This is a genomic window from Amycolatopsis sp. NPDC114503, assembly GCF_055633655.1.
In genome coordinates this window covers 1,375,691-1,400,027 of the sequence record NZ_JBVKDT010000001.1, presented here as the reverse complement: position 1 = coordinate 1,400,027, position 24,337 = coordinate 1,375,691, and the positions used below count along the sequence as shown (strand labels likewise).

The 24,337-nt window shown below is 69.6% G+C and carries 18 protein-coding genes; 7 read left to right on the top strand and 11 right to left on the bottom strand.

Annotated features, from left to right (window positions below):
• Nucleotides 1-30: 30 nt before the first annotated feature.
• The 4 genes from ACZ7OI_RS06855 to ACZ7OI_RS06840 form a co-directional block, all read right to left on the bottom strand.
• Nucleotides 31-1,248: an acyl-CoA dehydrogenase family protein gene (locus tag ACZ7OI_RS06855; protein WP_470263178.1), complete on the bottom strand. Its 1,218-nt coding sequence runs from the start codon at nt 1,246-1,248 to the stop codon at nt 31-33.
• Between the two features lie 100 nt (nt 1,249-1,348).
• Entirely contained in the window at nt 1,349-2,989 is a 1,641-nt protein-coding gene (locus tag ACZ7OI_RS06850; RefSeq protein ID WP_470263177.1) for a S53 family peptidase, read from the bottom strand.
• A 326-nt stretch (nt 2,990-3,315) separates the two neighbouring features.
• Complete coding sequence (locus ACZ7OI_RS06845) at nt 3,316-3,993, bottom strand: copper homeostasis protein CutC (protein WP_470263176.1); 678 nt, start codon at nt 3,991-3,993, stop codon at nt 3,316-3,318.
• A gap of 3 nt (nt 3,994-3,996) precedes the next feature.
• A complete protein-coding gene (locus ACZ7OI_RS06840) occupies nt 3,997-6,681 on the bottom strand; it encodes a nitrate- and nitrite sensing domain-containing protein (protein ID WP_470263175.1) in 2,685 nt (894 codons plus the stop codon).
• Nucleotides 6,682-6,940: 259 nt separating this feature from the next.
• On the opposite strand from ACZ7OI_RS06840, the gene ACZ7OI_RS06835 reads away from it, so the two are divergent.
• The gene (locus ACZ7OI_RS06835; RefSeq protein WP_470263174.1) at nt 6,941-7,837 is read left to right on the top strand and encodes an ABC transporter substrate-binding protein; all 897 of its coding nucleotides are present in this window, start codon (nt 6,941-6,943) and stop codon (nt 7,835-7,837) included.
• A gap of 3 nt (nt 7,838-7,840) precedes the next feature.
• Here the strand turns inward: ACZ7OI_RS06835 and ACZ7OI_RS06830 are convergent, their stop codons facing one another.
• Nucleotides 7,841-8,458 (bottom strand): LppU/SCO3897 family protein, encoded by a 618-nt coding sequence (locus tag ACZ7OI_RS06830; RefSeq protein WP_470263173.1) that lies wholly within the window; start codon nt 8,456-8,458, stop codon nt 7,841-7,843.
• Between the two features lie 78 nt (nt 8,459-8,536).
• On the opposite strand from ACZ7OI_RS06830, the gene ACZ7OI_RS06825 reads away from it, so the two are divergent.
• Complete coding sequence (locus tag ACZ7OI_RS06825; protein WP_470263172.1) at nt 8,537-10,183, top strand: DNA repair helicase XPB; 1,647 nt, start codon at nt 8,537-8,539, stop codon at nt 10,181-10,183.
• 1 nt (nt 10,184) lies between these two features.
• On the opposite strand, the gene ACZ7OI_RS06820 is transcribed toward ACZ7OI_RS06825, so the two are convergent.
• Together ACZ7OI_RS06820 and ACZ7OI_RS06815 are read right to left on the bottom strand one after the other, a co-directional pair.
• Nucleotides 10,185-10,829, bottom strand: coding sequence for a response regulator transcription factor (locus ACZ7OI_RS06820; protein ID WP_470263171.1), 645 nt, complete (start codon nt 10,827-10,829; stop codon nt 10,185-10,187).
• Nucleotides 10,820-11,947: a sensor histidine kinase gene (locus ACZ7OI_RS06815; protein WP_470263170.1), complete on the bottom strand. Its 1,128-nt coding sequence runs from the start codon at nt 11,945-11,947 to the stop codon at nt 10,820-10,822. The genes ACZ7OI_RS06820 and ACZ7OI_RS06815 overlap by 10 nt, the downstream gene beginning before the upstream one ends.
• Nucleotides 11,948-12,082: 135 nt before the next feature.
• On the opposite strand from ACZ7OI_RS06815, the gene ACZ7OI_RS06810 reads away from it, so the two are divergent.
• The 3 genes from ACZ7OI_RS06810 (at nt 12,083) to ACZ7OI_RS06800 (ending at nt 15,304) form a co-directional block, all read left to right on the top strand.
• On the top strand, nt 12,083-12,724 hold the full coding sequence (locus ACZ7OI_RS06810) for a DedA family protein (protein ID WP_470263169.1): 642 nt from the start codon (nt 12,083-12,085) through the stop codon (nt 12,722-12,724).
• 133 nt (nt 12,725-12,857) lie between these two features.
• On the top strand, nt 12,858-13,619 hold the full coding sequence (locus ACZ7OI_RS06805) for a DUF4253 domain-containing protein (protein WP_470263168.1): 762 nt from the start codon (nt 12,858-12,860) through the stop codon (nt 13,617-13,619).
• 833 nt (nt 13,620-14,452) lie between these two features.
• A complete protein-coding gene (locus ACZ7OI_RS06800) occupies nt 14,453-15,304 on the top strand; it encodes a DUF72 domain-containing protein (RefSeq protein ID WP_470263167.1) in 852 nt (283 codons plus the stop codon).
• Between the two features lie 828 nt (nt 15,305-16,132).
• Here ACZ7OI_RS06800 and ACZ7OI_RS06795 read toward each other — a convergent pair.
• On the bottom strand, nt 16,133-18,919 hold the full coding sequence (locus ACZ7OI_RS06795; RefSeq protein WP_470263166.1) for an AfsR/SARP family transcriptional regulator: 2,787 nt from the start codon (nt 18,917-18,919) through the stop codon (nt 16,133-16,135).
• A 67-nt stretch (nt 18,920-18,986) separates the two neighbouring features.
• Here ACZ7OI_RS06795 and ACZ7OI_RS06790 point away from each other — a divergent pair, with 67 nt between their 5' ends.
• Together ACZ7OI_RS06790 and ACZ7OI_RS06785 are read left to right on the top strand one after the other, a co-directional pair.
• The gene (locus ACZ7OI_RS06790; protein WP_470263165.1) at nt 18,987-19,925 is read left to right on the top strand and encodes an o-succinylbenzoate synthase; all 939 of its coding nucleotides are present in this window, start codon (nt 18,987-18,989) and stop codon (nt 19,923-19,925) included.
• Between the two features lie 85 nt (nt 19,926-20,010).
• The gene (locus ACZ7OI_RS06785) at nt 20,011-20,220 is read left to right on the top strand and encodes a PspC domain-containing protein (protein WP_162834553.1); all 210 of its coding nucleotides are present in this window, start codon (nt 20,011-20,013) and stop codon (nt 20,218-20,220) included.
• 74 nt (nt 20,221-20,294) lie between these two features.
• Here ACZ7OI_RS06785 and groL read toward each other — a convergent pair whose 3' ends face one another.
• The 3 genes from groL to ACZ7OI_RS06770 form a co-directional block, all read right to left on the bottom strand.
• Nucleotides 20,295-21,923, bottom strand: coding sequence for a chaperonin GroEL (groL, locus tag ACZ7OI_RS06780; protein ID WP_037807888.1), 1,629 nt, complete (start codon nt 21,921-21,923; stop codon nt 20,295-20,297).
• A gap of 267 nt (nt 21,924-22,190) precedes the next feature.
• Nucleotides 22,191-24,005 carry a serine/threonine-protein kinase gene (locus ACZ7OI_RS06775; RefSeq protein WP_470263164.1) on the bottom strand — a complete coding sequence of 605 codons (1,815 nt, stop codon included), beginning with the start codon at nt 24,003-24,005 and terminating at the stop codon, nt 22,191-22,193.
• Between the two features lie 71 nt (nt 24,006-24,076).
• Nucleotides 24,077-24,280, bottom strand: a complete 204-nt coding sequence (locus tag ACZ7OI_RS06770) for a cold-shock protein (protein WP_009083993.1) — start codon at nt 24,278-24,280, stop codon at nt 24,077-24,079.
• Nucleotides 24,281-24,337 lie beyond the last annotated feature (57 nt).

Below are 24,337 nucleotides of genomic sequence, written 5' to 3'. Positions count from 1 at the left end.
ACTCACCCGGTTCCGCCCGGGTTCACCCATTCAGCCCTTAGCCCGGGAATCCGGTCCGGTCTCGTCCGGACCGATCTCCGGCAGCGTCCGCACCCCGAGCACGTTGGCCCCGACCAGTTTCCGGGTCGCCAGGTTCCCCATCGGCATGAACGTGCTCGCCTGCACGTCCCGCCACATGCGCTCGAACGGCAGCGCCTTCGTGTAAGACATGCCGCCCAGCGCGTCGACCAGCCGCTGCATCACCTGGACCGCGTTGTTCGCCGCCGTGTACTTCACCACCGCGCTGCGGGCCACGCCGTCCTGGATGTCTCCGGTGAACAGACGGCGGCTCGTCACTTCATCAGCCTGGCGGTAGATCAGCGCGCGGGAACTCTCCAGCAGGATCTGGCATTCGCCGATCACGTCCTGCAGCACCGGGTCCTCCGCCTTGCCGCGCTGGATCAGCGTCTGCACGGTCCAGTCCAGCGCGCCCGCCGCGATTCCCGTGTAGACCGCCGAGAACGCGGGCATCGCCCACGCCCACACGGTTTCCAGCACCCGCGAGTCGAGGTGTTTCACCGGCAGCGAATGCACGACCGCGGCGTCCTCGACGAACACCTTGTCCAGTTCGACGTCGTTGCTCTGAGTGCCGCGCATGCCCATGGTGTTCCACGTCTGATGGATCGTGACGCCGGGCTGGTCGAGCGCGATCTGGCACAGCAGCAGCCGCGGGCCGCCGTCGGCGTCCTCGTAGCGGGCGGTGGTCGAGCAGTGCGTGGCGACCGCCGAGTTGGTCGCGAAGCTCTTGCGGCCGGTCAGTTCGAAGCCGCCTTCGACACGGACGGCGCGGGTTTTCGCGTCCGTCATGTCGTTGCGCAGGCCCGTTTCGCTGGTGATCGACGCCCACACCAGTTCGCCGTCCACCGCTTTGCGCAGCAGTTGCGCCAGCCGGGGAGCCTTCGTGCGCCGCCAGACGCTCGCCCACTGTCCCAGCGGCGACAGGTGCATCGTGAACGCCAGCGCGGTCGCGCCGTCGCCCATCGCCAGCCGTTCCAGCACCGGCAGGATTTCCGGCAGCCCGGCTCCGGAGCCGCCCAGTTCTTCCGGGACCGACAGCCGGAGGAAACCCGCCTCGCGCAGGTCGTCGTAGTTCTCGTGCGGGAACGTGTTGTCCCGGTCGTGCTCGGCCGCGCGCTCGGCGAAAATGTCCGCGAGCTTGGCGGCGCGGTCGACGAGGGCCTGCTGCTTGGGCGTCAGGAGAGGCTGCACCCGGCCATCAAAACAGCGTCCCGGATCTTGGTCAATCAGCCAAACGCACGTGAGTGCCCGTGCCGGTCAGAACCGGCACGGGCACTCACGAGAGTCTCGCTCAGCCGATCAGTTTGGACAGTCCGGAGCCGTTGAACGAGCCCCAGCCGGTCGTCTGGTCGTAGCCCTTGCCCGCGGAGAAGCCGGTGGTGCCGTTGAAGGTGTTGTTGCCGGTGGTCACGTCGTGGAAACCGGAACCGTACGACGAACCGTTGCCGATGCCGTAGAACTTCGCGTTCAGGTTGCCGAGGCCGCCCTTGTGGACCTCGTTCTGCAGCGCCGCGAAGCCCGCCCACAGCGGAGCCGCGCCCGAGGTGCCCCACACGTTCCCGGTCTGTCCGCCGGAGATGATCGTGTACGCCGAACCCTGCGCGGCGTCCCCGGCGACGTCCGGAACCTTGCGCTTGGTCGTGCTCTGCTTCGACTGCCAGGACGGCGCGGCGAAGATCGTCGAAATGCCACCGCCGCCGGCCCCGCCGGAAGCGCCGTCATTCCACGTCGTCTCGCTGCTGTAGCCGTTCGACGAGTTCACCGTCAGCTGCGTGCCGCCGACGCCGGAGACGTTCGGGCTCGACGCCGGGAAGTCAACGGCCTGGGACTTGCTGCCGGTCTGGCGGGCGCAGTCGGTGGTGCCGTCGTCGCCCGCGGCGGCGAAGTAGCTGATGCCCTCGGCGGTGCCGGTCGCGAGCGCCTTGTCGACGCTGTTGGCCGCGGCCGAGCCTTCCGCCGCCTCGCAGGAGCCCCACGAGATCGAGACGACGCTGACCTTCTTGTCCGACGCGATCTTCTGGTACATCGCCAGCTCGCCCGCGTTGGAGTTCGGGGCCTCGTACACGTAGTCGTTCGCCGGGGCGGCGAGCGCGTGCACGACCTCGATGTCCAGGTCGACCTCGGTCTGGCCGTCGCCGGGGCTGGAGTCGTAGTTGGCTCCGTTGACCGAAACGGTGCTGACCGAACCGCCCTTGAGGCCGTACTTCGTGTCGTACGCGGTGATGTCCGACTTCTTGTAGCCGTCGAACTCCACGAAACCGACATTCACGCCCGCGCCGGTGGCGGACATTCCGCTGGTGCCGTACGCGGTCTTGAGGATGGCCGGCGTCACCGGCTTCACCGTGCGCGGCGCTTGCGCCGGCTTGGCGTGGTGCTTCACCGCGTGGTTGTCGAGGCCGACGACCGAATCGACCACAGAGGACACCGACGCGGGCAGTTCCGGCGCGGAGTCGTTCGCGTAGAACTTCCGGCCGGTGACGGTGTCGGTGTAATTGCCGAGACGCGTATGGAAGGCAGATTCCAGCTGTCCTGCGGTCGCCGAGAAGGTGATCGCCTGACGGTTTCCGGAAACCTGAATACCCTGCGCCCCGCTGCGCTTGAGGAAATTCACCGCCTGATCGGCTTCGGCCTGGGTTGGGCCGAATGCAGCAGTGAACTGCTCCGGAGAGAGGAATCGGCGGTACTGCGGCGAGGCCGGGTCCTGCACGTCGGAAAGGAAGCGGGCCAGCGCCTGCTGGTTGTGCAGCTTGAGGGACAGTGCGGCAGGAATCTGCTGCTCAGCGGCAACATCGCCGGACCGCGCGCTGGCGGCGAGCGGTGCGGCGTTGCCGGAAAGGGCGACCAGCGGATCGGCGTTCGCGACGCCGGCCACGGACAGGCACAGCAACGCCGGCAGCGGAACCGCGGCGGCGACGAGCTTGCGCAAGCGCATGAGAATTCCTCTCGAGAGGCGGGGACCGGGCCGGCTAAATCGCGGTACCGACCCGTATCACCGACCCTAAAAAACCGCTCGAAACAAAGAAACCTACTTTTGGCTGACCTTATCTCGGTTGGTTTGTTTTCCACTTGCACGATTTATGACTGATTCACGCCGCGATGTCCCGCCGAATCCGGAAACCATCGGACGTCGGAAGGCGGAAGCCGCGGACAATACGGACCGCTTGCGCTCATACCCGCACTGTGGTCGTCAAGCAAAGAAGGGAACCTTGCCGGAATTGGAATTCCCGGCGAGGTTCCCTTCTCGAATGGACCAGAGCGTCAGCCTTTGACGAGTTCGGCCCACTCTCGCACGGCCGCCGGGTCCACCGGAGCGTCCCAACCGGACGTTCGCACCGCGCCGCCGACGTGGAATCCGCGCACGCCGCCCGCCCGCAGCAAATGCACCTGCTGTGCCCGCAAACCGCCGCCGACCAACAGCGCCGGGCCGTCGGTGCGCCGCGCAAGCTGCTGCAGCACCGACAGTCCACTCGCGACACCGTTCGTGTGCCCGGCCGCCAGCACGGTGTCGCAGCCGAGCTCGGCCAGCACGTCGTACGCGGCGATCGGGTTGCGCGAACGGTCGATGGCGCGGTGGAACGTCCACGGCTTCCCGTCGATCTCCTTCAGCAGCGCGCGGCACGCGTCGACGTCGACTTCGCCGTCCTCGGTCAGGAAGCCGAACACGAACTCCTGCGCGCCAGCGGACACCAGCCGGGCCGCCGAGGCACGCACCTCGTCGATCGCGCGGGCGTCGAAAGTGTTCTCCGCGCGCAGCATCACGCGCACCGGCAAATCAGTGGCCGCGAGCACCTCGCGCACCGTCGCCTCGCTCGGGGTGAGCCCGTCGCTGGCCATGTCGGCGACCAGTTCGAGCCGGTCCGCTCCGCCCTCCTGCGCCCGCTCCGCGTCCTGCGCGCCCAGCGCGATCACTTCCAGCAGGGCGGTGTTCGAACTCATGCCTCATCCGTTTCGATCCAGTGGCGGGGTGTCTTCCCCCCTGGCGTGCCTGCCGCGCCGGAAGCCGCCTTGCAGGCTCGTCATCCGGGCGCGCACCGCGTCGGGGGAAAGCGAGAGTATCGGCCGCTGCTCGCCGGCCGCTGCGGGGCCGCCCGCCACGTCGGCGACCCGCAGGAACGGCCAGGTGTCCTCGGCCCCGTCCTCTTGCTCCAGGTACTCGGGCGACGGCCACTCCGGTTGTTCCGCGTGCGCGGGCGTCGGCCACTCCGGGGCCGCCTCGTCCGGATCCTCGGTCGGGAACTCCGGCGGCGTTTCGTAGGCGTGCTTCGGCTCGGCTGCCTGGTAGTCCGGCTCGAACGAGGGCACTTCCGGCATCGGCGCGACCACGCGCGGCTCCGGTGCCACCGGTTCCTCCGCCGGCGCCGAGAGATCGAACCAGCGCGACAGCACGTCGCGATAAGCCGGCATCCGGTCCGTCGGCGCGTCGATCTCCAGATGCGACCGCGCCGACTCGACCGGCCACGACTGCGCTTCCTCGACCACCGGCGCGCGGCGCAGCGGACCGGCGTCGTCGAGGGTCGGCGCGACCAGCTCGGCGGGCTCTTCCGGCTCTTCGACCGGCGTCAACGGCGCGAGCGGGGCCAGCAGCTCCGGCTCCGGCGCGGGTTCCGGTTCGACCGGCGCGGGCGGCTGCGGCAGCGGCGGAGCCTCGGTGATCAACGCCGCCGGGACGACGACCGTCGCGGTGAGGCCGCGCCCCTCGGCCGGGCTCAGCTTCACCGCGATGGCGTGCCGTTCGGCCAGCGTCGCGACCACGAACAGCCCCATCCGGCGCGACACCTCGACGTCGACCTCCGGCGGATGCGCCAGCCGCGCGTTGGTGCGGTCGATCTCCGCCTGCGGCATGCCCGCGCCGCGGTCGGTGATCTCGATCCGCCACGCCCCGTCCGGCGTCCGCGCGCTCTCGACGGTGACCGCCGCCTGCGGCCCGGAGTACCGGGTGGCGTTCTCCAGCAGCTCGGACACCACGTGCACCAGGTCGTTCACCGCGTCGCCGCGCACCGCGAGCGCCGGGGCCGGGCCGAGCTCGATCCGCTGGTAATCCTCCACTTCGGACAGTGCGGCCCCGATGATCTCGTCGGCCACCACCGGTCCGGTGTCCTCGCGCACCAGATCGGTGCCGGACAGCACCAGCAGGTTCTCGCTGTTGCGCCGCATCCGGGTGGCGAGGTGATCGAGTTCGAACAGCCCGCCGAGGGTGTCCGGGTCCTGTTCGCCCGCCTCCATCCGGTCGAGCACGGACAGCTGCCGCTCCACCAGGTCCTGGCTGCGCTGCGACAGGTTGACGAACATCGCGTTCACGTTCTCGCGCAGCATCGCCTGCTCGGCGGCCAGCCGGACCGCCTCGCCGTGCACCGCGTCGAACGCGCGCGCGACCTGGCCGACTTCCTCGCGGGTGAAGATCGGCACCGGCGCGACCGCCGCCCGGTGCCGCAGGTTTTCCGGAGCCGGATCGGGCTCGGTGAGCAGCCGCTGCACGGCCTCGGGCAGCCGATGGTCGGCGACCTCCAGCGCGGTGCGGCGCAGGATCCGCAACGGCCGCAGCAGCGAGCGCGCGATCACCACCGACAGGACACCGGCGACCAACAGGACGCCGATGACGATTCCGCCGTCCCAGATCGTCGACGCGCGGGCGCTGGCGGCGCGCGCGTCCGTTTTCTCCTGGAGCTGGACGAGCAGCGCCTGCTGGACCTGGTGGGCGAGATTGACCGTGTACGTCGACGCGGTGTCCCACCGGTCCGCGTCCAGGCCGGACAGCGGCTGGTTGTTCTCCGTCCGCGTGAGCGCCGACTCGACCATGTCGTTGCCGATGTCGACGACGATGCCGATCACCGTGTCCGAGTACATCCGCTGCTCGTCCGGAGTGGCGAAGGTGCGGTAGTCGCTGCGCGCGGCGGCCAGCTCGGCTTCCGCGCCGAGCAACGCGCGCGTCCGGTCGCGGTTGAGCGTGCCCTGCGCGATCGCCTCGGACATGACCGCGCGCTTGACCGACATCTGGTCCTTGATCCGCGCGAGCGCGTTCCCGGCCAGCCGCAGCCGCGCCAGGTCGGGTTCGGTGACGTCGGCCGCGGCGGTGTCGCTGATGTCGAGCAGGCCGGAGATCAGCTCGCTGTAGGAACGCAGCACCGCGTCGGCCGGATACGCCGAGTGCTCGGCCGAATACCGAAGGCCGCCAAGCACTCTCAGCCGGTCGTCGCTCTGCTGCAGATCGCCCGCGGCGGAATCGTCGAGCCGCGATTTGCTGTCGGCGAGCGACCGCTCGAACGCGCCGATCGCCAGGTCGACCCGGGTGCGCTGGCCGACGAGGACGTCGGTCGCCCCCTTCCGGTCGCCCGCGACAAACCGGACCGTGACGTCGCGTTCCCGCTGCAGCTGGTGCACGACCTCGGCGACGGTCGTGTCGACCCGGCAGCGGGCGGCGAACTCGGCGAGCTGGCGGGCGTCGCGCAGGTCGCTGTTGACCCGCAGGCCGACGAGCACGACCACGGCGAGCGCGGGGATCAGCAGGACGACGAAGAGCTTGGTGCGCAGCCGCCAGTTCCGCAGCCGCCACCCGCCGCCGACCGGGCGCGAGGCAGCCGGATCCGTCGCGTCACCCGAACGGGGACGGTCGTCGCGACGGGTCACCTGTGCTTCCTTTTCCGCCGCGGGAACCTCTGCCCACGGACGTCCTCGGGCTCTAGCCGGAAACTACCGCTTGGTAGTTCCCGGCGAAAAGATCGGGAAGCCACCCTGGCGGGGGCACGGCCCTGCGGGCGATCGTATGGGCAGCGGCCCATACGATCCAGCACGAGGCAGAGATTCTCCCGGCAGGGGATGGCGAGTGAAAGCGACCGGTCTGAGGTTTGCGCTGGTGGCGACGTTGTTCGCACTCAGCGGCTGCTCCATGTTCGGATCCAGTGACTCCGGACAAGCGCAACCGCCGGAACGCGCGACGCTGCGGGTCGGCGTCGCCAACCCGATCGATACCGCCCCGCTGCGGATCGCGGTCGCGGCCGGAAAATTCCGCCAGGCCGGGCTGAATGTCCAACTGGTGGAACTCGGCGACAGCGACGGCGTCGAAAAACTGAAGGCCGGACAGGTCGACGTGACGTTCGGCAGCGACGTGTCCCTGTTCCGCGCCGCGGGATCGGGTACCGCGCTGCAGCTGCAAGGCGAGGCGTACACCTTCGGCCGCACGACTATCGCGCTCGTCACGTTGCCCGGTTCCGACTACACCGAACCGACCGCGAAGAAATCGCCGACGATCGCCGTGGACTCCCCCGACGACATCGGCGCGCTCACCGCGCGGGCGGTCCTCGGCACGGCGGGCGTCGACAAATCGAAGATCCAATTCGTCGCCCGGCCGTTCGGGCAGATGCCCGCCGCGCTGCAGTCCGGAGACGCGGACGCGGCGCTGATGGTCGAGCCGTACATCACCCGCGCGGAGAAAGAGCTGGGCGCGCAGGTCCTCGCGGACGGCTCGACCGGCGCGACCCTCGACTTCCCAGCGTCGGGCTACGCCGCGACCGGCCAGTTCGCCGCCGCGAACCCGCGCACGCTGACGGCGTTCCGGAACGTCCTCACCCAGGCCCAGCTCGCCGCGTCCGATTCGGCGAAGGTCCGCGACGCGCTGCCGACGTTCTCCGACATCGACCAGACCACCGCCGCGCTGATCTCCCTCGGCAGTTACCCGACCACGCTGTCGGCGACTCGGCTGCAGCGCGTGGCCGACCTCATGCACAGCTCCGGGCAGCTGGCCAACCGGCTGGACGTGGCGGCGATGCTGCCCAACGCCTTGTAGGCGTCAGATGCTCGCCCCGGTCGGCTGCAGGCAGATCGTGCGCACCGGCGGCCCCGCGTAGACCAGCGAAACGTCCTTGTCGCCGCAGCTGGACGCCTTCCGCTCGCCGTCGTGCACGACCGCGCGCGCCTGCGCCGTGGGGTCGTCGCAGGCGACCTTGCCGACCTTCGATTCGTCCGAAACGTCGCGCACGCACTCGCCGGACGCGACGTTCAACGCGAGGCACAACGTCTCGGTCGGCCTGCCGCTGGCGCGGGTCGACGAGTACAGCTCGAACCGCACGTAGTCCTCGCCGCGGCAGGAGGCCCGGCCGTTGACGACGGTGTCGACGCGGTAGGTGGCGGCTTGCTCGGAGCAGTCCGCGCCGGTGTAGGTCTGGCTCTCCGAGCCCAGCGAGGAGAGGTACAGGCAGCTGCCCGCGACCGGCGGTCCCGCCGCACGCCCGATCGCGGCGAACCCGAACGCGGCGAGCGACCCGAGCCCGAGCGCCGCGACGACGAGCCCGGCGAAGAGCGCCTTCTGCTTGCCCGACACCCGTTTCGGGCCGCCCTGGACCGGCTGCCACGGGGGCGGCTGGAACGGGTTCACGGCCGGCGGCGTGCCGAACGGTGGTGTGGTCACTGGGTCCCCTCCCGCGGCTTCGTCCCGTCATCTTGGCATCCCCGGGCCGCGGGCCGGGAGGGAACGTATAAAGGAGAGGTGTCTGATGGCCCCCTGATCGTCCAGTCCGACAAAACCGTGCTGCTCGAGGTCGACAATCCGCGTGCCGGCGACGCGCGGATCGCCATCGCGCCGTTCGCCGAACTGGAACGAGCGCCCGAGCACGTGCACACCTACCGGATCACGCCGCTCGCGTTGTGGAACGCGCGTGCCGCAGGCCACGACGCGGAACAGGTGGTGGACGCGCTCACCACCTACTCGCGGTTCCCGGTGCCGCAGCCCCTCCTGATCGACGTCGTGGACGTGATGGGCCGGTTCGGGCGGCTGCAGATCGCCAACCACCCCGCGCACGGCCTGGTCATGGCCACGACCGACCGCGCGGTGCTGGAAGAGGTCTCGCGCAACAAGAAGATCAGCCCGATGCTGGGCTCGCGGATCGACGACGACACGGTGATCGTGCATCCGTCCGAACGCGGGCGGCTCAAACAGGCGCTGCTGAAGGTCGGCTGGCCCGCCGAGGACCTCGCCGGGTACGTGGACGGCGAAGCGCATCCGATCGACCTCGCCGAGGAAGACTGGCACCTGCGCGACTACCAGCGCCAAGCCGCGGAAGCGTTCTGGGCGGGCGGTTCCGGCGTCGTCGTGCTGCCGTGCGGTGCGGGCAAGACGCTGGTCGGCGCGGCCGCGATGGCACACGCCAAGGCGACCACGCTGATCCTGGTCACCAACACCGTCGCCGGGCGGCAGTGGAAGCGCGAACTGGTCGCGCGCACGTCGCTCACCGAGGACGAGATCGGCGAGTACTCCGGGGAGAAGAAGGAGATCCGGCCGGTCACCATCGCGACGTACCAGGTGGTCACGCGCAAGACCAAGGGCGAGTACCGGCACCTCGACCTGTTCGATTCGCGCGACTGGGGCCTGGTCGTCTACGACGAGGTGCACCTGCTGCCCGCGCCGGTGTTCCGGATGACGGCGGACCTGCAGTCGCGGCGACGGCTCGGGCTGACCGCCACGCTGGTGCGCGAGGACGGCCGAGAGGGCGACGTGTTCTCGCTGATCGGCCCGAAGCGGTACGACGTGCCGTGGCGCGACATCGAGGCGCAGGGCTGGATCGCGCCCGCGGAATGCACCGAGGTGCGGGTGACGCTGACCGAGTCCGAACGCCTGCAGTACGCCACCGCGGACTCCGACGAGCGGTACAAGCTCGCTGCCACGGCGATGACGAAGATCCCGGTGATCCGGTCCATTGTGGACAAACATGCCGGCGAGCCGACCCTGGTGATCGGCGCGTACCTCGACCAGCTGGAAATGCTGGGCGCGGAGCTGGAAGCCCCGGTGATCCAGGGCGCGACGCGGAACAAGGAGCGGGAGGAACTGTTCGACAAGTTCCGCCGCGGCGAACTGCGCACGCTGGTGGTGTCGAAGGTGGCGAACTTCTCGATCGACCTGCCGGAAGCGTCGGTGGCGATCCAGGTGTCGGGCACGTTCGGCTCGCGGCAGGAGGAAGCGCAACGCCTTGGCCGGCTGTTGCGCCCGAAGGGCGACGGACGGCAGGCGCACTTCTATTCGATCGTCTCGCGGGACACAGTGGACACCGAGTACGCGGCGCATCGGCAGCGGTTCCTCGCCGAGCAGGGGTACGCGTACCACATCGTCGACGCGGAGGATTTGCGCCGACCGCTGTGAGTTACGAGCCGAGGTAACGGAGAACGGCCAGCACGCGTCGGCTGTACCCCTTCGCTTGCGGCAGATCGAGCTTGTCGAAGATCGCGTTCACGTGCTTCTCCACGGCGCTCTGCGAGACGAACAGGAGCGTCGCGATGCTCGCGTTCGTGTGGCCCTGCGCCATTTTCTCCAGCACGTCGCGCTCGCGCGGGGTCAGCCGGGCGAGCGCGTCCTCGTGCGACGTGCGGGCGACCAGCCTGCGCACCACCTCCGGGTCGAAGGCCGCGCCACCGGCACCGACCCGGTCCAGCGCGTCGAGGAAGTCGCCGACCTGCGCCACCCGGTCTTTGAGCAGGTAGCCGACGCGGCCGCCGTCGCCGCCGATGAGCTTGGCGGCGTAGCGTTTCTCGACGTATTGGGACAGCACGAGCACACCGGTGTCGGGCCAACGTTCGCGGATTTCGAGCGCGGCGCGCAGCCCTTCGTCGGTGTGGGTCGGCGGCATGCGGACGTCCGTGATGACCACGTCGGGCTGGTGTTCGGCGGTCGCTTCGAGGAGTTTCTCGCCGTCGCCGACTGCGGCGACCACCTCGTGGCCTTCCTCCGCCAGTAGCCGTACGAGGCCTTCTCTGAGCAATGTCGCGTCCTCGGCCAGGATCACTCGCACGGCAACGTCACCCGCACTGTGGTCGGTCCGTTTTCCGGACTCTGCAAGGAAAACTCGCCGTCCATCGCCGCTACCCGCCTTGCCAGCCCGGATAGTCCGCCGTTCTCGTTCATGGTCGCGCCGCCGCAGCCGTCGTCAATGATCTCAGCGACGAGCTTGGTTTCTTCACGGCGGACGTCAATCGTGACTTTGTTTGCGCTGGCATGCTTGGCCGCATTGGTGACTGATTCGGAAGCCACGAAGTAGACGACTGTCGCCAGCTCCGGCGAGGGCTCGTCGAGCGCGTAACGAAGGTCGACCGGGATCGTGGCGCGCTCGGCCAAAGACTCAAGCGCGGCCTCAAGACCACTTTCGTCGAGCGCGATCGGGTACACGCGCCAGCTCACCTCTCGCAGCTCGCGCAACGCTTCCTGCGATTCTTCGTGCGCCTGCCGGACCAGCTCAGCCGCGCGGCCCGCGTCCCCCGCCCGGCGTGCCCGGCCGAGCAGCACTCCGAGCGCGACCAGTCTTTGCTGTACCCCGTCGTGCAAATCCCGCTCGATGCGACGACGTTCGCCGTTGACCGCCTCGACCACTTCGCTCCGGGTTGTCGCCAGCTCGGATACCCTGCGCCGCAACAGTTCCTGCCCGCTGGGCCCGAAAAACCGCCGCGCCAGCCTCCGATCAAGCGCGGCTGCGCCGATCAGGCCCTGTCCACAAAGGAACACCGCGATCGCGCCGAGGGCCAGGACCGGGAGCCAGTCCAGCAGAGTCCCGTCCGGGGCTCCGCCAGGTGCTCGCCCGGTGACCAACTGGACGAAGTAGAGGACGCCGGCCACTGCCCCTGCGCCGATGCACACCCACACGCCCAACGCGAGAAGCCCGGTCAGGCTGCGCGGTAGGAGGTACTGCATAGCTCGGCGGCCGTCGTAATCGTCGCCGTTCCTGGCATCGAGGAATCGTTGCAGGCGGGCGCGTTCGACTTCGGCGAGCCTGCGGGCGCCGCGGAGCACCCTTGGCCGTGCTTTGGGGATGGCGAGGAGCGGTGCGGCTAGGACCACGTATGGCACCTCGATAAGCGCTGTCAGGGTACCTAGGCCGATGCCCGCCGTCCGGCGCAGCACTCGCGGTCTGTTCACGTTGATCAGGCTAGCCAGCCAGCGGCGCCGGACGTACTGCGGTTTTCCGCATTTCTCCGGGTGGCCGACAGCAATGTGTTGCGCGCCTTGCCTTTCCACCTTCGAAAACGTCGCATTCGAAGTGAAAGGACCCTCGTGAACCTCTTGCTCTCCGCCCCCGCCGAACCCCTCACCGGACTCGCGGGCTGGGCCGTCGGATTGATGGATTCGCTCGGCGGCATCGGCGCAGCGATCGTCGTCGGCCTGGACAACCTGTTCCCGCCGATCCCCAGCGAACTCGTCCTCCCGCTGGCCGGATTCTCCGCGAGCCGCGGCACGTTCAGCCTGGCCGGAGCCCTCTTCTGGACGACGCTGGGATCCCTTGCCGGCGCCGTGATCGTCTACTGGCTCGGCGCCCTGCTCGGCCGCGACCGCTGCCGGGCCCTGCTCAGCCGCCTGCCGCTGATGGACGCCGCCGACTTCGACCGGACCGAAGCGTGGTTCACCCGGCACGGCGGCAAGGCGGTGTTCCTCGGCCGGATGGTGCCGATCTTCCGCAGCCTGATCTCGCTGCCCGCAGGCGTCGAACGAATGCCGTTCGGCCGGTTCCTGCTGCTCACGACGGCGGGAAGCCTGCTGTGGAACACGGCGTTCGTCGTGGCCGGCTACCTGCTCGGGGAGAGCTGGTCACTGGTGGACCGGTACGCGTCGGTGTTCCAGTACGCCGTGCTGGCCGCGGTGGCGATCGCCATCGGCCTGTTCGTGGCGGTCCGGGTGCGCCGAGTTTCCCGGCGCTGACTCTTTCCGCCCCTCGACCTGGGCTTTCTCCAGGTTCACTCGAACGGATGAGCGAGCGGCGCGCTGGAAATTGTCGGTGGTTCGAACTACTGTTCGATATGCAGGCACCGAACACCAGTTCGAGGGGAAGCTCATGACGATCGCACCGTTCCGCCCCGGCGTCGGGGCACCGCCGGTCCAGACCTTGCCGCCAGGACGCTGGCACGGGCGCATCTGGGTGTCGGAGGAGCCGCTCACGCGGCCGCAGCGGTACCTGAGCTGTGTCGCCGAGTTCGACCGTTCCGGGCTGTGGCCGGTGCTGATCCCGCCCGACCAGCGCTTCACCGCCCGCGGAGAAGACTGGCTGGACGACCGGGGCCGCCTCGCGCCCGCCGGCCACCGCGTCGACAACGCCGACCCCGCCGAAGTCCTGGCCCGCTGGTGGGACGGTTCCTGCTGCGACGGATCCTGCCTGCGCCCGTTCGGCACCCGCTTCCCCGGTTTGGCGAAACGCTCGCACCGCCGCTCGGACCCCCTGGCCGAAGCAGGCAACACCGGCTCGATCCTGGCCGCCCGCACGCCCCACCGGCTGGGCTTGGTGCAAGCCGACCGTCCAGCCGATGTTCCCGCTCTCATCGGCTGGACGGGAATGATCAAGTCGACGGACCAGGTCGCCGAGCTGTCGGCAGTCTTGCGCAGCTGGGAAGACCGCTTCGGCGCAACCCTGGTGACGCTCGGCTTCGACACGCTGGAACTGTCGGTGTCCGCCCCACCCCGCACCCACGCCAGAGCGCTGACGGTGGCCGCCGAGCACCGCGCCTTCAGCCTCCCGACGTACCTCGCCCAGCCGGGGAACTTGCGGGAGTACGCGAGCTCTCTGGTGCAGAGCCGCCGATGGAGGTTCTCGTGGGCCTGAGGGAGTGACGGTGTGCGGGGCGGGCGGGGCGGGACGGTTGGGCTGGGGGCTGAGTAGGTTCCGCCGATTCCGCGGCGGGTGTGGCGGATTCAGCGGGTGCGGCAGGTCTCGCGAGCCTGACGGGCGCGGCGGAATCAGCGGGCGCGGCCGGCCTCACGAGCCTGACGGGCGCGGCGGATCCATCGGGCACGGCGGGCCTGGCGGGTCTCGCGGGCTTCGCGGACTCGGCTGGCCTCGCGGGCCTAACGGATCTGGCGGACCCGACGGCCCTGTCGGGCTCGGCGGAGCGGCCTCCCGCGCTGGGCAGGTTTCGTCGGACCACACCAGGGCTAGCCGGACCAGTTGGGACGAGCGTGACTTGCCTCCGGCGGGCCCGGCCGAGCGGGCGAGCGTGTACTTGCCTCAGCCAGGTCCGGCAAGTTCAACCAGCCACGCCGCAGGCAAGATTCGCCCGCCGAACGGACAGAAGCGGTGCCCGCCAACCTCCTGCCGTCCCCTGCCCCCGGACCATCGGCCGTGTCCTCGGCCCCAAGCCTCGGTCGCACCTCCCATTCGCGTCGCATTTCCGCGCCCCTGGGACCTTCGTCCCACCGGCCCCGGCCTCCCGCGATCTCCCTCCCCTTCCACCGCAATCACCGCCGTCCGCCCATTCGCCGTCTCTCCGTCCCCTCCGCGTCCCGACCCGACGGCCAGGCAACGGAGTCAACCCCATGAGACCCACGTCCCTCCGTTCAGGACGCATGTCCCAATCCTTAGCCCACCTGTCCGGAAAACGGCCGCGCGGGCGGGTTTACCGCAACCGTCCGCACGGGAACCCTCGGCGGCGAAAGGCGGTGAGCGAGATCGGCCAGATTCGAGTGGGCACGTCCGGCTGGCGATACCCGCCGTGGCGCGGCGCGTTTTATCCCTCCGGCCTGCCGCAGCGGCGCGAACTCGAGTACCTCTCCCGCCGGACGAACGCCGTCGAGATCAACGGCTCCTTCTACTCGCTCCAGCGTCCCGAGCGATACCGCGGCTGGCACACCGAAACCCCGGCCGGATTCCTGTTCGCGGTCAAGGGCGGCCGGTTCATCACCCATCTCAAGCAGTTGCGCGACGTCGAAACCGCACTCGCCAACTTCTACGCCTCCGGCGTCCTCGCGCTCGCCGACAAACTGGGCCCGTTCCTCTGGCAACTCCCGCCAAGGCTGGTCTTCGACCCCGATCGAGTCTCCACGTTTCTCGGCCAGCTCCCCCGCACCACCAGCGAAGCCGCCGCGCTCGGAGCGAAGCACGACGACAAACTCAAGTCCGAAGCCTTCCTGGAATCAGGCCCCGATCGACCAGTGCGGCACGCGCTCGAAGTGCGCCACCCCAGCTTCACCGCGACCGAAGCGACAGACCTGCTCAAAAAACACCGAGTCGCCCTGGTCACCGCCGACGCCGCCGCGCCGTGGCCGTACCGGGAGGACCAGACCACTGACTTCAGCTACGTCCGCCTGCACGGCTCGGAAGACCTCTACACCAGCAATTACTCCGACTCAGCCCTGCGCGCCTGGGCAGCGAAGATCACCGAATGGCACGACGGCGGCCGCCGAGACGTGCACGTCTACTTCGACAACGACAGCAAAGCCGCCGCCCCGCACAATGCCGTCACGCTGACCCGTCTGCTCGGCCTCCCCACCGAAACCGACCAGGCACAGTGAGCGGACAGTGAGCGCACTTCGGTTGGGTAGTGATCCGGGCCGCCGGTGGTCTACGTGCTGCCGCTGGGGGTCGGCACGCGGACCACCGCGCCCGGCTGCCCTCCCGCGTCCAACAGGGGAACCGTTCCGCCAAACGGCCGAAGCTATCCCTGCACGAGGTCGACCGGCTGCGTGCCCGCCCGCTTGGGGATTGGTTCAACCAATCCCGCACCGCAGCGGCACAGCCGAAGCTAATCCCGCACCTGGCCAAGCGACTGCCCCGCGCCCGATCCAAACCGCACAGTCAGCAGCCCCCGCCACCCCAGCCCCACGCCACCCCAGCCCACGCCACCGCGGCGCGGCGCGGCGCGGCGCGGCGCGGACTAAGCCAACCCCTCGCCAAGTCCTCGGCAAGCCCGCCAACTGCACGTGAACCCGGTCCGCGCCGGAATGATCCAGCCGGACTACTCGCAACCAGCGACCCCAAGCCGCCGAACCTTCCGCCGCATCAGACCAGCCGACGCCGCCCCAACCACACCCGGATGATCCAGCCGCATCAACAGCCACCCACACCCCAACAATTCAGCCACGCCACCGGTAGCCCGCATCCCAGCAATTCAGCCAAGCAACGAGCAGCCCCAGCCGCCGCACTTTCCGCCGCATCACACCAGCCGACCCCACCCGAACCACACCCGGATGATCCAGCCGCATCAACAACCGCCCACACCCCAGCGACTCAGCCACGCAACCAACCGCCCGCGCCCCAACAAATCAGCCACACCACCAGCCACCCACCCCAGCGATTCAGCCACGCAACCAGCCACCCCCGCAGCAGCGGCACAACCGAAACTACCCCCGCACCAACCCAGCCAACTGCGCCCGCACCCGGTCCGCGTCCGGATGGTCCAATCTCGTCAGCAACCGAACCGCGCGCAGCCAGCAGTCTCGCGCCGCCGCGGTCCTGCCATACCGCAAATGCGCCGTCCCCAGTTCCGACAGGACATCCGCGGCCTCATACTCCTCGTCCATCGCGAAGAACATGTCGACCGCCTCCGACAGGCACTCGATTCCCTCCACATGCCGGCCCAAGCCCAGCAACGCGCGTGCCCGCGCGGCCAGCGAGAAGCGGCCCTGCGGAAGGTCGTCCGGCGGAACCAAGGCCAGCGCCTCGTCCGCGAGCGACAGTGCCTGCGGGTAGTCGCCCATCATCGCGCACAGGTCGCCCAAAGCGCGCAATACGTTCGCCTCCACCGAGGTCAAACCCAGCTCCCGCGTGATTTCCAGCGACCGCAAACCATGCCGGTACGCCTCCGGGAAATCCTCGATGCTCTGCGCGGTCATCGCCAGGTTGTAGCGCGCCCGCGCCTCCCCAGGCAGCGAGCCCAGTTCCAGCTGCACGGCCAGCGCCTGCTCGAGATATTCGCGCGCCAGCACGTAATTCCGGGCGACTCCCTCGATCACCCCGAGTCCATTGAGGATCGCCGCTTCGCCGTGTCGTTCTCCGGAATTTCGCGCTGCCCGCAGGCCGATCTCGAAGACGTACCGCCATTCGTCCACCCTGGCGCGTCCGGCGAAATAGGTGAACAGCGACCAGACCAGCCGCCAGCATTGCGCGTATTGGCCGATCCGGAACGACCATTGAATCACCGAGATCAGGTTCCCGTGTTCTTCGCCGAACCAGGCTAACGCACGATGGAAATCCGAGAATTCCAGCGCGCCAGCCGACGGGATCGAGCCGATTTCGTCCATCAGCTGGTTCGGGCGCATCGCCAAACCCGCGTTCCGCGCCGACGCGATGAACCAGTCGAGCAGCCGCGCGCTGGCTGCCGCGCGCTCGGCGGCGTCGTCCTCCTGCTCCGACAATTCGTTCGCATAAGCACGAATCAGGTCGTGGAACTGGTACCGGCCCGGCTTCGGCTGGATGAGCAGGTGAGTGGAGACGAGGGTGTCGAGAGCACCGCGAGTCTCCTTTTCGGACCGCCCGCTGAGCGCGACCGCCATGCCCAGCGACAAGTCCGGACCGGCGGACAGGGCCAGCAACCGCAGAAGCCGGGCCGCGGCCGGGCACAGAACCCGGTAGGAATAAGAGAAAACCGTGCGGATGTTGGTCTCGTCGCCGTCGCCGAGGTCGAACGTGCTCAACCGGCCGGCGTCCGAGGGCAATGCTGCTACGAACTCGTCCAGCGGCAGCCTGGGGAACTGGGCCGCGCGCACGGCGAGGATTCGGATCGCCAGCGGAAGTCCGCCGCAATACTGGACAAAGCGACCGGCCGCGGCAGGGTCCTCATGCACTCGTTCGACGCCGATGGCCGACGCGAGAAGTTCCACCGCCTCTTCGCTGTCCAATTCGGACAGAGCGATCCGGCGGGCTCCGTGTGTCGCCACCAGTCCGCGCAGTTGCCAGCGGCTCGTCACTACGACCAGGCATCCAGGCCCGGGCAGCAGCGAACGCACTTGTTCTGTGCTGTTCGCGTTGTCCAGCACCACCAGCAGACGTCGGCCGGTGGTGTAAGTGCGCCAGGTAGCCGCGCGTTCGTCCAAACCGGACGGAATGCGGTCGGCGGGGACGCCCAGTGCGATGAGCATCGTTTCCAGCGCGGCGATCGGCGACACCGGAGCGCCCGGGCCGTAGCCGCGGAGGTCCAGAAATACCTGACCGCCGGTGAAACGGTCGGCGATCTGGTGTGCGAAGTGGACGGACAGGGTCGTTTTCCCTTGTCCGCCCATGCCTTCCACCGAGGCGATCGGCGTGGAAGTGCCGTCGTCCAGAGCTTCCGGAAGCAATGCGCGCAGGGCTTTCAAATCCGCCGCTCGACCGGCGAAAGCGCCGAGGTCGGCCGGAAGCTGGTGCGGCACATGAGGTTCCAGAGGTGTCCGGAATCGGGTTCCCTCGTCGCCACCCAGCACTAGCCGGTGCGCGCGCTGCAGTCCGGCACCGGGGTCCAAACCCAGTTCCTCGGCGAGCAGTCCGCTGATCCGCCGGTAGACGTCCAGAGCTTCGGCTTGCCGCCCGGAGCGAAGCAGCGCGTACATCAGTTGCTCGTGCGGCCGTTCGCGCAGCGGATGTTCGCGCGTCAGACGCTCCAGCTCGGGCACGACAGTGTCGTACTCGCCAACAGTCACCAGCGTCTCGGCCCACAGCTCGCGCACGCGCGTGCGTTCCTCGGCGAGCTGCCCGACCTCGTCCCGGTGCAGCGCGTCCGACTCCACGTTCTGCAGCGCCGAACCCCGCCACTGCCCGAGCGCGTCCTCGAAGTACCCCGCCGCCCGCCGGTGTTCGCCTCGCTCCGCCGCGCTGCGGCCGCGGGACGCGAACTGCCGGAACCTGCCGAGGTCCACCGCGTTCTCGTCGACTTCCAACAGATAGCCGCCGCGCTCGGTGCGGATCGCCGCGCCGTCGCCGAGCGCCCGGCGCAGCCGCAGGACATACGTCTGCAGCGCACCCTTCGACCGCCGCTGGTCGTCGCCCCACAGCCAGTGGCTGAGCACGTCGACCGACACCAGCCGATTCGCCCGCAGCAGCAGCCCGGCGAGCACGATCAGCGGGCGGCTGCCGCCCAGCGGCACCACCTGGTCCCCGGCCAGCACCTCGGCCGGGCCGAGCACCCGGAAGTCGAGGCCGTCCACACGTTCCATTGTGGCGTTGAGACGGCTCCCGCGGCACCTCGGTTCCCTCACCGCCGCGATGGCATGATCGGCAGTCATGCAGGTTTACGCGCTCCCGCTGCACACCCGGTTCCGGGACATCACCGTCCGTGAAGGACTGTTGCTCCGCGGCCCCGCCGGCTGGGGAGAGTTCTGCCCGTTCGCTGACTATTCGGACATCGAGAGCGCGCCGTGGCTCGCCGCCGCGCTCGAAGCGAGCGAAGAAGGCTGGCCCGCGCCAGTCCGCGACCGTATTGAGGTGAACACGACAGTCCCGATTGTGTCGCCGGAACGCGCGTATGAACTGGTCCATACCTCCGGCTGCCGCACGGCGAAGGTCAAGGTCGCCGACAAACGCGCGACGCTCGCCGAGGACTGTGCGCGCATCGAAGCGGTGCGCGACGCCCTGGGTCCGTCCGGTGCGATCCGGGTCGACGCCAACACCGCGTGGGATGTCGACACCGCCGTGCACGCGCTGGGCGAGCTGGACCGCGCGGCTGGTGGACTGGAGTACGCCGAGCAGCCGTGCCCCACGATCGACGACCTGGCCGCCGTCCGGCGTCGCGTATCAGTGCGGATCGCGGCCGACGAATCGATCCGCCGCGCGGAAGATCCGCTGAAGGTCGCCGTCGCCGGGGCCGCCGACATCGCCGTGCTCAAGGTCGCCCCGCTCGGCGGAGTGCGCCGCGCGTTGGAGGTCGCGGAGGCTTGCGGATTGCCCTGCGTGGTTTCGTCGGCGGTGGAGACGAGCGTCGGGCTGGCTGCGGGGCTCGCGCTGGCCGGAGCGTTGCCGGAGCTGGACTTCGCCTGCGGACTCGGCACGATGTCGTTGCTGCGCGGGGATGTCTGCACCGACAGTCTGTCCCCTGTGGACGGTTATCTGCCAGTGCTGCGGCAGGCCCCCGAGCCTGACAGGTACCCCGAATTCGCCGCGTCGCCCGAGGTCGAGGCGGCATGGCTGGACCGGTTCGAGCGGGTCCGCCGGATCAGCGGGTAAGGGAGACTTCAGGGTCGCGGCCCCGGGGCTATCTCCGGGGCGATCCCGGATGTGCGGTGCGCCCCGGTCGCGGAGTATTGCTGGCATGACGGACAACGTGCAGGCCGCACCGGCCAAGAAGATCTTCCGCAGCCGCTCCGACCGCATGCTCACCGGCGTGTGCGGCGGATGGGCCAAATACCTCAACGTCGACCCCTCGATGGTGCGCATCGCCGCGGTCGCCGGGGCCGTGCTCTCCGCCGGGGTGATCCTCCCGGTCTACGCCGCCGCGGCCGTGCTGACGCCCGAAGACTGAGTTGCCGGCTCGGAAACGGGCGAAGCCCGGCCCACCGCGAGGGTGAACCGGGCTTCGCCGGAAAGCAGCCGAACTCAGAAGTCCATGCCACCCATGCCGCCGGACGGGTCGGCCGGAGCGGCGGAAGCCTTCTCCGGCTTGTCCGCGACGACAGCCTCGGTGGTCAGGAACAGCGCCGCGATGGAAGCGGCGTTCTGCAGCGCGGAGCGGGTGACCTTCGTCGGGTCCGGCACGCCGGCCGCGAGCAGGTCCTCGTACTCGCCGGTGGCGGCGTTCAGGCCGTGGCCCTGCGGGAGGGACTTGACCTTCTCCGCCACGACGCCGCCCTCGAGACCGGCGTTGATCGCGATCTGCTTGAGCGGAGCCTCGACGGCGACCTTGACGATGTTCGCGCCAGTGGCCTCGTCACCGGTCAGCTTCAGGCCCGCGAAAGCGGCCTCGGCGGCCTGGATCAGGGCCACGCCACCGCCGGCGACGATGCCCTCTTCCACGGCGGCCTTGGCGTTGCGCACCGCGTCCTCGATGCGGTGCTTGCGCTCCTTCAGCTCGACCTCGGTCGCGGCGCCGGCCTTGATGACGGCCACGCCGCCGGCCAGCTTCGCGAGCCGCTCCTGCAGCTTCTCGCGGTCGTAGTCCGAGTCGGAGTTCTCGATCTCCGCGCGGATCTGGTTGACGCGACCCTGGATCTGGTCGGCGTCGCCCGCACCCTCGACGATGGTGGTCTCGTCACGGGTGATGACGGCCTTGCGGGCGCGGCCCAGCAGCGACAGGTCCGCGTTCTCCAGCTTGAGGCCGACGTCCTCGGAGATGACCTGGCCGCCGGTCAGGATCGCGATGTCCTGCAGGATCGCCTTGCGGCGGTCGCCGAAGCCCGGGGCCTTGACGGCGACGGACTTGAAGGTGCCGCGGATCTTGTTGACGACCAGGGTCGCCAGGGCTTCGCCCTCGACGTCCTCGGCGATGATCAGGAGCGGCTTGCCGGACTGGATGACCTTCTCCAGCAGCGGCAGGACGTCCTTGACGTTGGAGATCTTGGAACCGAAGAGCAGGACGTACGGGTCCTCCAGCTCGGCTTCCTGACGCTCCGGGTCGGTCACGAAGTAACCGGACACGTAGCCCTTGTCGAAGCGCATGCCCTCGGTGAGCTCCAGCTCGAGCCCGAAGGTGTTGCTCTCCTCGACGGTGACGACGCCTTCCTTGCCGACCTTGTCCAGCGCCTCGGCGATCAGCTCGCCGATGGTGCGGTCAGCGGCCGAGATCGAGGCGGTAGCAGCGATCTGCTCCTTGGTCTCGATCTGGACGGCGGCCTTGTGCAGCTGCTCGGTGATGGCCTCGACGGCCGCCTCGATGCCGCGCTTCAGCGAGATCGGGTCGGCGCCGGCCGCGACGTTGCGCAGGCCCTCGCGCACGAGCGCCTGGGCGAGCACGGTGGCGGTGGTGGTGCCGTCGCCCGCGACGTCGTCGGTCTTCTTGGCAACTTCCTTGACGAGCTCGGCCCCGATCTTCTCCCACGGGTCCTCGAGCTCGATCTCCTTGGCGATGGAGACACCGTCGTTGGTGATCGTCGGCGCGCCCCACTTCTTTTCGAGCACGACGTTCCGGCCCCGCGGGCCGAGGGTCACCTTGACGGCTTCGGCGAGGGTGTTCAAGCCGCGCTCAAGACCGCGGCGGGCGTCCTCGTCGAACGCGATCAGTTTGGCCATTGCGGTGTGGTCCTCCGGTATTGGGCGCCACCGCCGCGCTGTCTCCAGCGGCGGCAGCAGGACACGTCCTCGGCCAGGCTCGGTGCCCGCGACGGACGACTGACCGGTGGGTCAGCCTCACCGTCCCGACCTTCAGGCAGGCGGTCGGTGACCGCTCGCCTAGCACTCGACGGCGTCGAGTGCCAATGCCGTGTTTAGCACTCTCCGGGGTCGAGTGCAAGGAGCGCAGGTCAGCGTCGGTGCTCTTCGGAGAGCAGGTCGGCCGGGTCAGTGGCTCGGCTGGATGTGGATCGACGACGGCGGCGGGCGCAGCGACGACGGGCCCGCGGACTTCGAGCCGCCGGGACCGACCGGGATGTTGGGAGCGGACGACGTCGGGGCGGTGCCGCCGTTGCCGTTGTCGTCCCCGCCGAAGAGGAAGATCGCGCCGACGACCAGTCCGGCCACGACGAGGATGCCCAGCGCGATCCACAGCCACTTCAGGCCGCCGCTCTTGGACTGCTTCTCGAACGCGCCCGCGCCGCCTGCCGGGGACGGCGGGCGCAGCCGCATCGGGTCGCCGAAGGCCTGGGTCGGGTGGCCCTGCTGGTTCGGCTGGTTGGGCTGACCGGGGTAGCCGGGCTGGTTCGGGTAGCCGTAGCCGGGCGGGGGGCCCTGCTGAGGTTGCTGGCCGGGTTGACCGGGGCCGGGCTGGCCTGGGTAGCCGTAGCCGGGAGGAGGGCCTGCCGGGGCCTGGCCGGGGTAGCCCTGCTGGCCTGGCTGCGGCTGACCTCCTTGCGGCGGACCGGGTTGTCCGGGCTGGGGTTGACCCGGCTGGGGCTGGCCGGGTTGTCCGGGCTGGGGCTGGCCGGGCTGTGCTGGATAACCGGGCGGGGGCTGGTTGCCGTAAGCGGCGGGGCCGCCGTAGCCGCCCTGTGCGGCGTATCCGGGCTGGCCGGGTTGCGCCCACGCACCGGGAACGGCCTGTCCGCCGGGGGCGCCCGCGCCCGGCGCGCCAACGCCGGGGGCACCCGCCTGCATGCCCTGCCCCGCGGTGCCGGGACCTCCCGGCTGTGCGCCCGGTCCACCGGGGCCACCAGGTCCGCCAGCTCCAGCGGCTCCGGGTCCACCAGCACCGGCGGGACCACTAGCACCGGGACCGCCAGGACCACCGGGTCCGCCAGATCCAGGACCTTGCTGCATGCCCGCCTCCGGAAGTCCGTTCGGCCGGGCGGGGCCCGGCGGGGTGTCCGAGGTCGCGAGCGGGCCGAGCGCCACCCGAGCCGCGGCGATCATCGCGACGCAGTTGGGGTAACGGTCGTTCGGGCTTTTCGCCATGCCCTTGCGGATCACGTCGTCCACGGCGGCGGGGAGCGCGACCACGCTCGCCACCGACGGCGGCTCTCCGCCGAGGTGGCCCTTGATGACGGTGGGGACGTCGCCGCGGAACGGCGGGTTGCCGGTCAGGCAGGCGAACAGCACGCAGGTGAGGGCGTACTGGTCGGTGCGGCCGTCGAGCGGTTCGCCGCGCAGGTGTTCCGGGGCGGCGTAGGTGGGCGAGCCGAGGAAGTCGCCGCCGCGCGTGCGGTGGCCGGTGGCGCCGCGGCGGGTGAGGCCGAAGTCGGCGACGTAGACGTGCTCGCGGGAGGTCTCGCGGCTGGTGACGAGGACGTTGGCCGGTTTGACGTCGAGGTGCACGAGGCCGTGGTTGTGCAGCGTGTCGAGAGCGTCGGCGACCTGGTCGAGCAGGCTGAGCGCGCGGGACGGGCTGATCGGGCCCGCGGACATCAGGCCGGCGAGGTCGCCGCCGTCGACCATCCGCATGGCGATGTAGAGCATGCCTTCGAGTTCGCCGAAGTCGTACAGCGGGACGACGTTGGCGTGGTCGATCGCGGAGGTGTTGCGTGCCTCGTCGACGAACCGTTCGCGGAACTCGGCGTCCGCGCCGAGGTGGTCGCCGATGACCTTCAGCGCCACCTTGCGGCCGAGCCGCGTGTCCGTGGCCTGGTAGGTCACGCTCATGCCGCCCTTGCCGAGCACCGAGTCGATGCGGTAGTGGCCCAGCTGGCGACCGGTGAGGTCCCCCGACACGTCGCCTGTCACGCAGCGCAGCTTAACGCGCCGGTATCCGCTGCCACTGCCGGTTCGCCCAACCGGTCAGCGGACCTGCCTCGTCAGACCTTGCGGACGTCCGCGGCCTGGCTTCGGCCGTCGCGGCCGGACTGGACTTCGAACTCCACCCGATCGCCCTCGTCGAGAGTGCGGAATCCGTCGGCCTGGATGGCCGAATAGTGGACGAAGACGTCCGGACCCTCGGGGGATTCGATGAACCCGTAGCCCTTTTCCGAGTTGAACCACTTGACGGTGCCGACTGCCACGGCGCCCTCCCTCGGGACAAGAATCCGCTGTCCATCAGCGTGCGAAGTGGAGTTCAC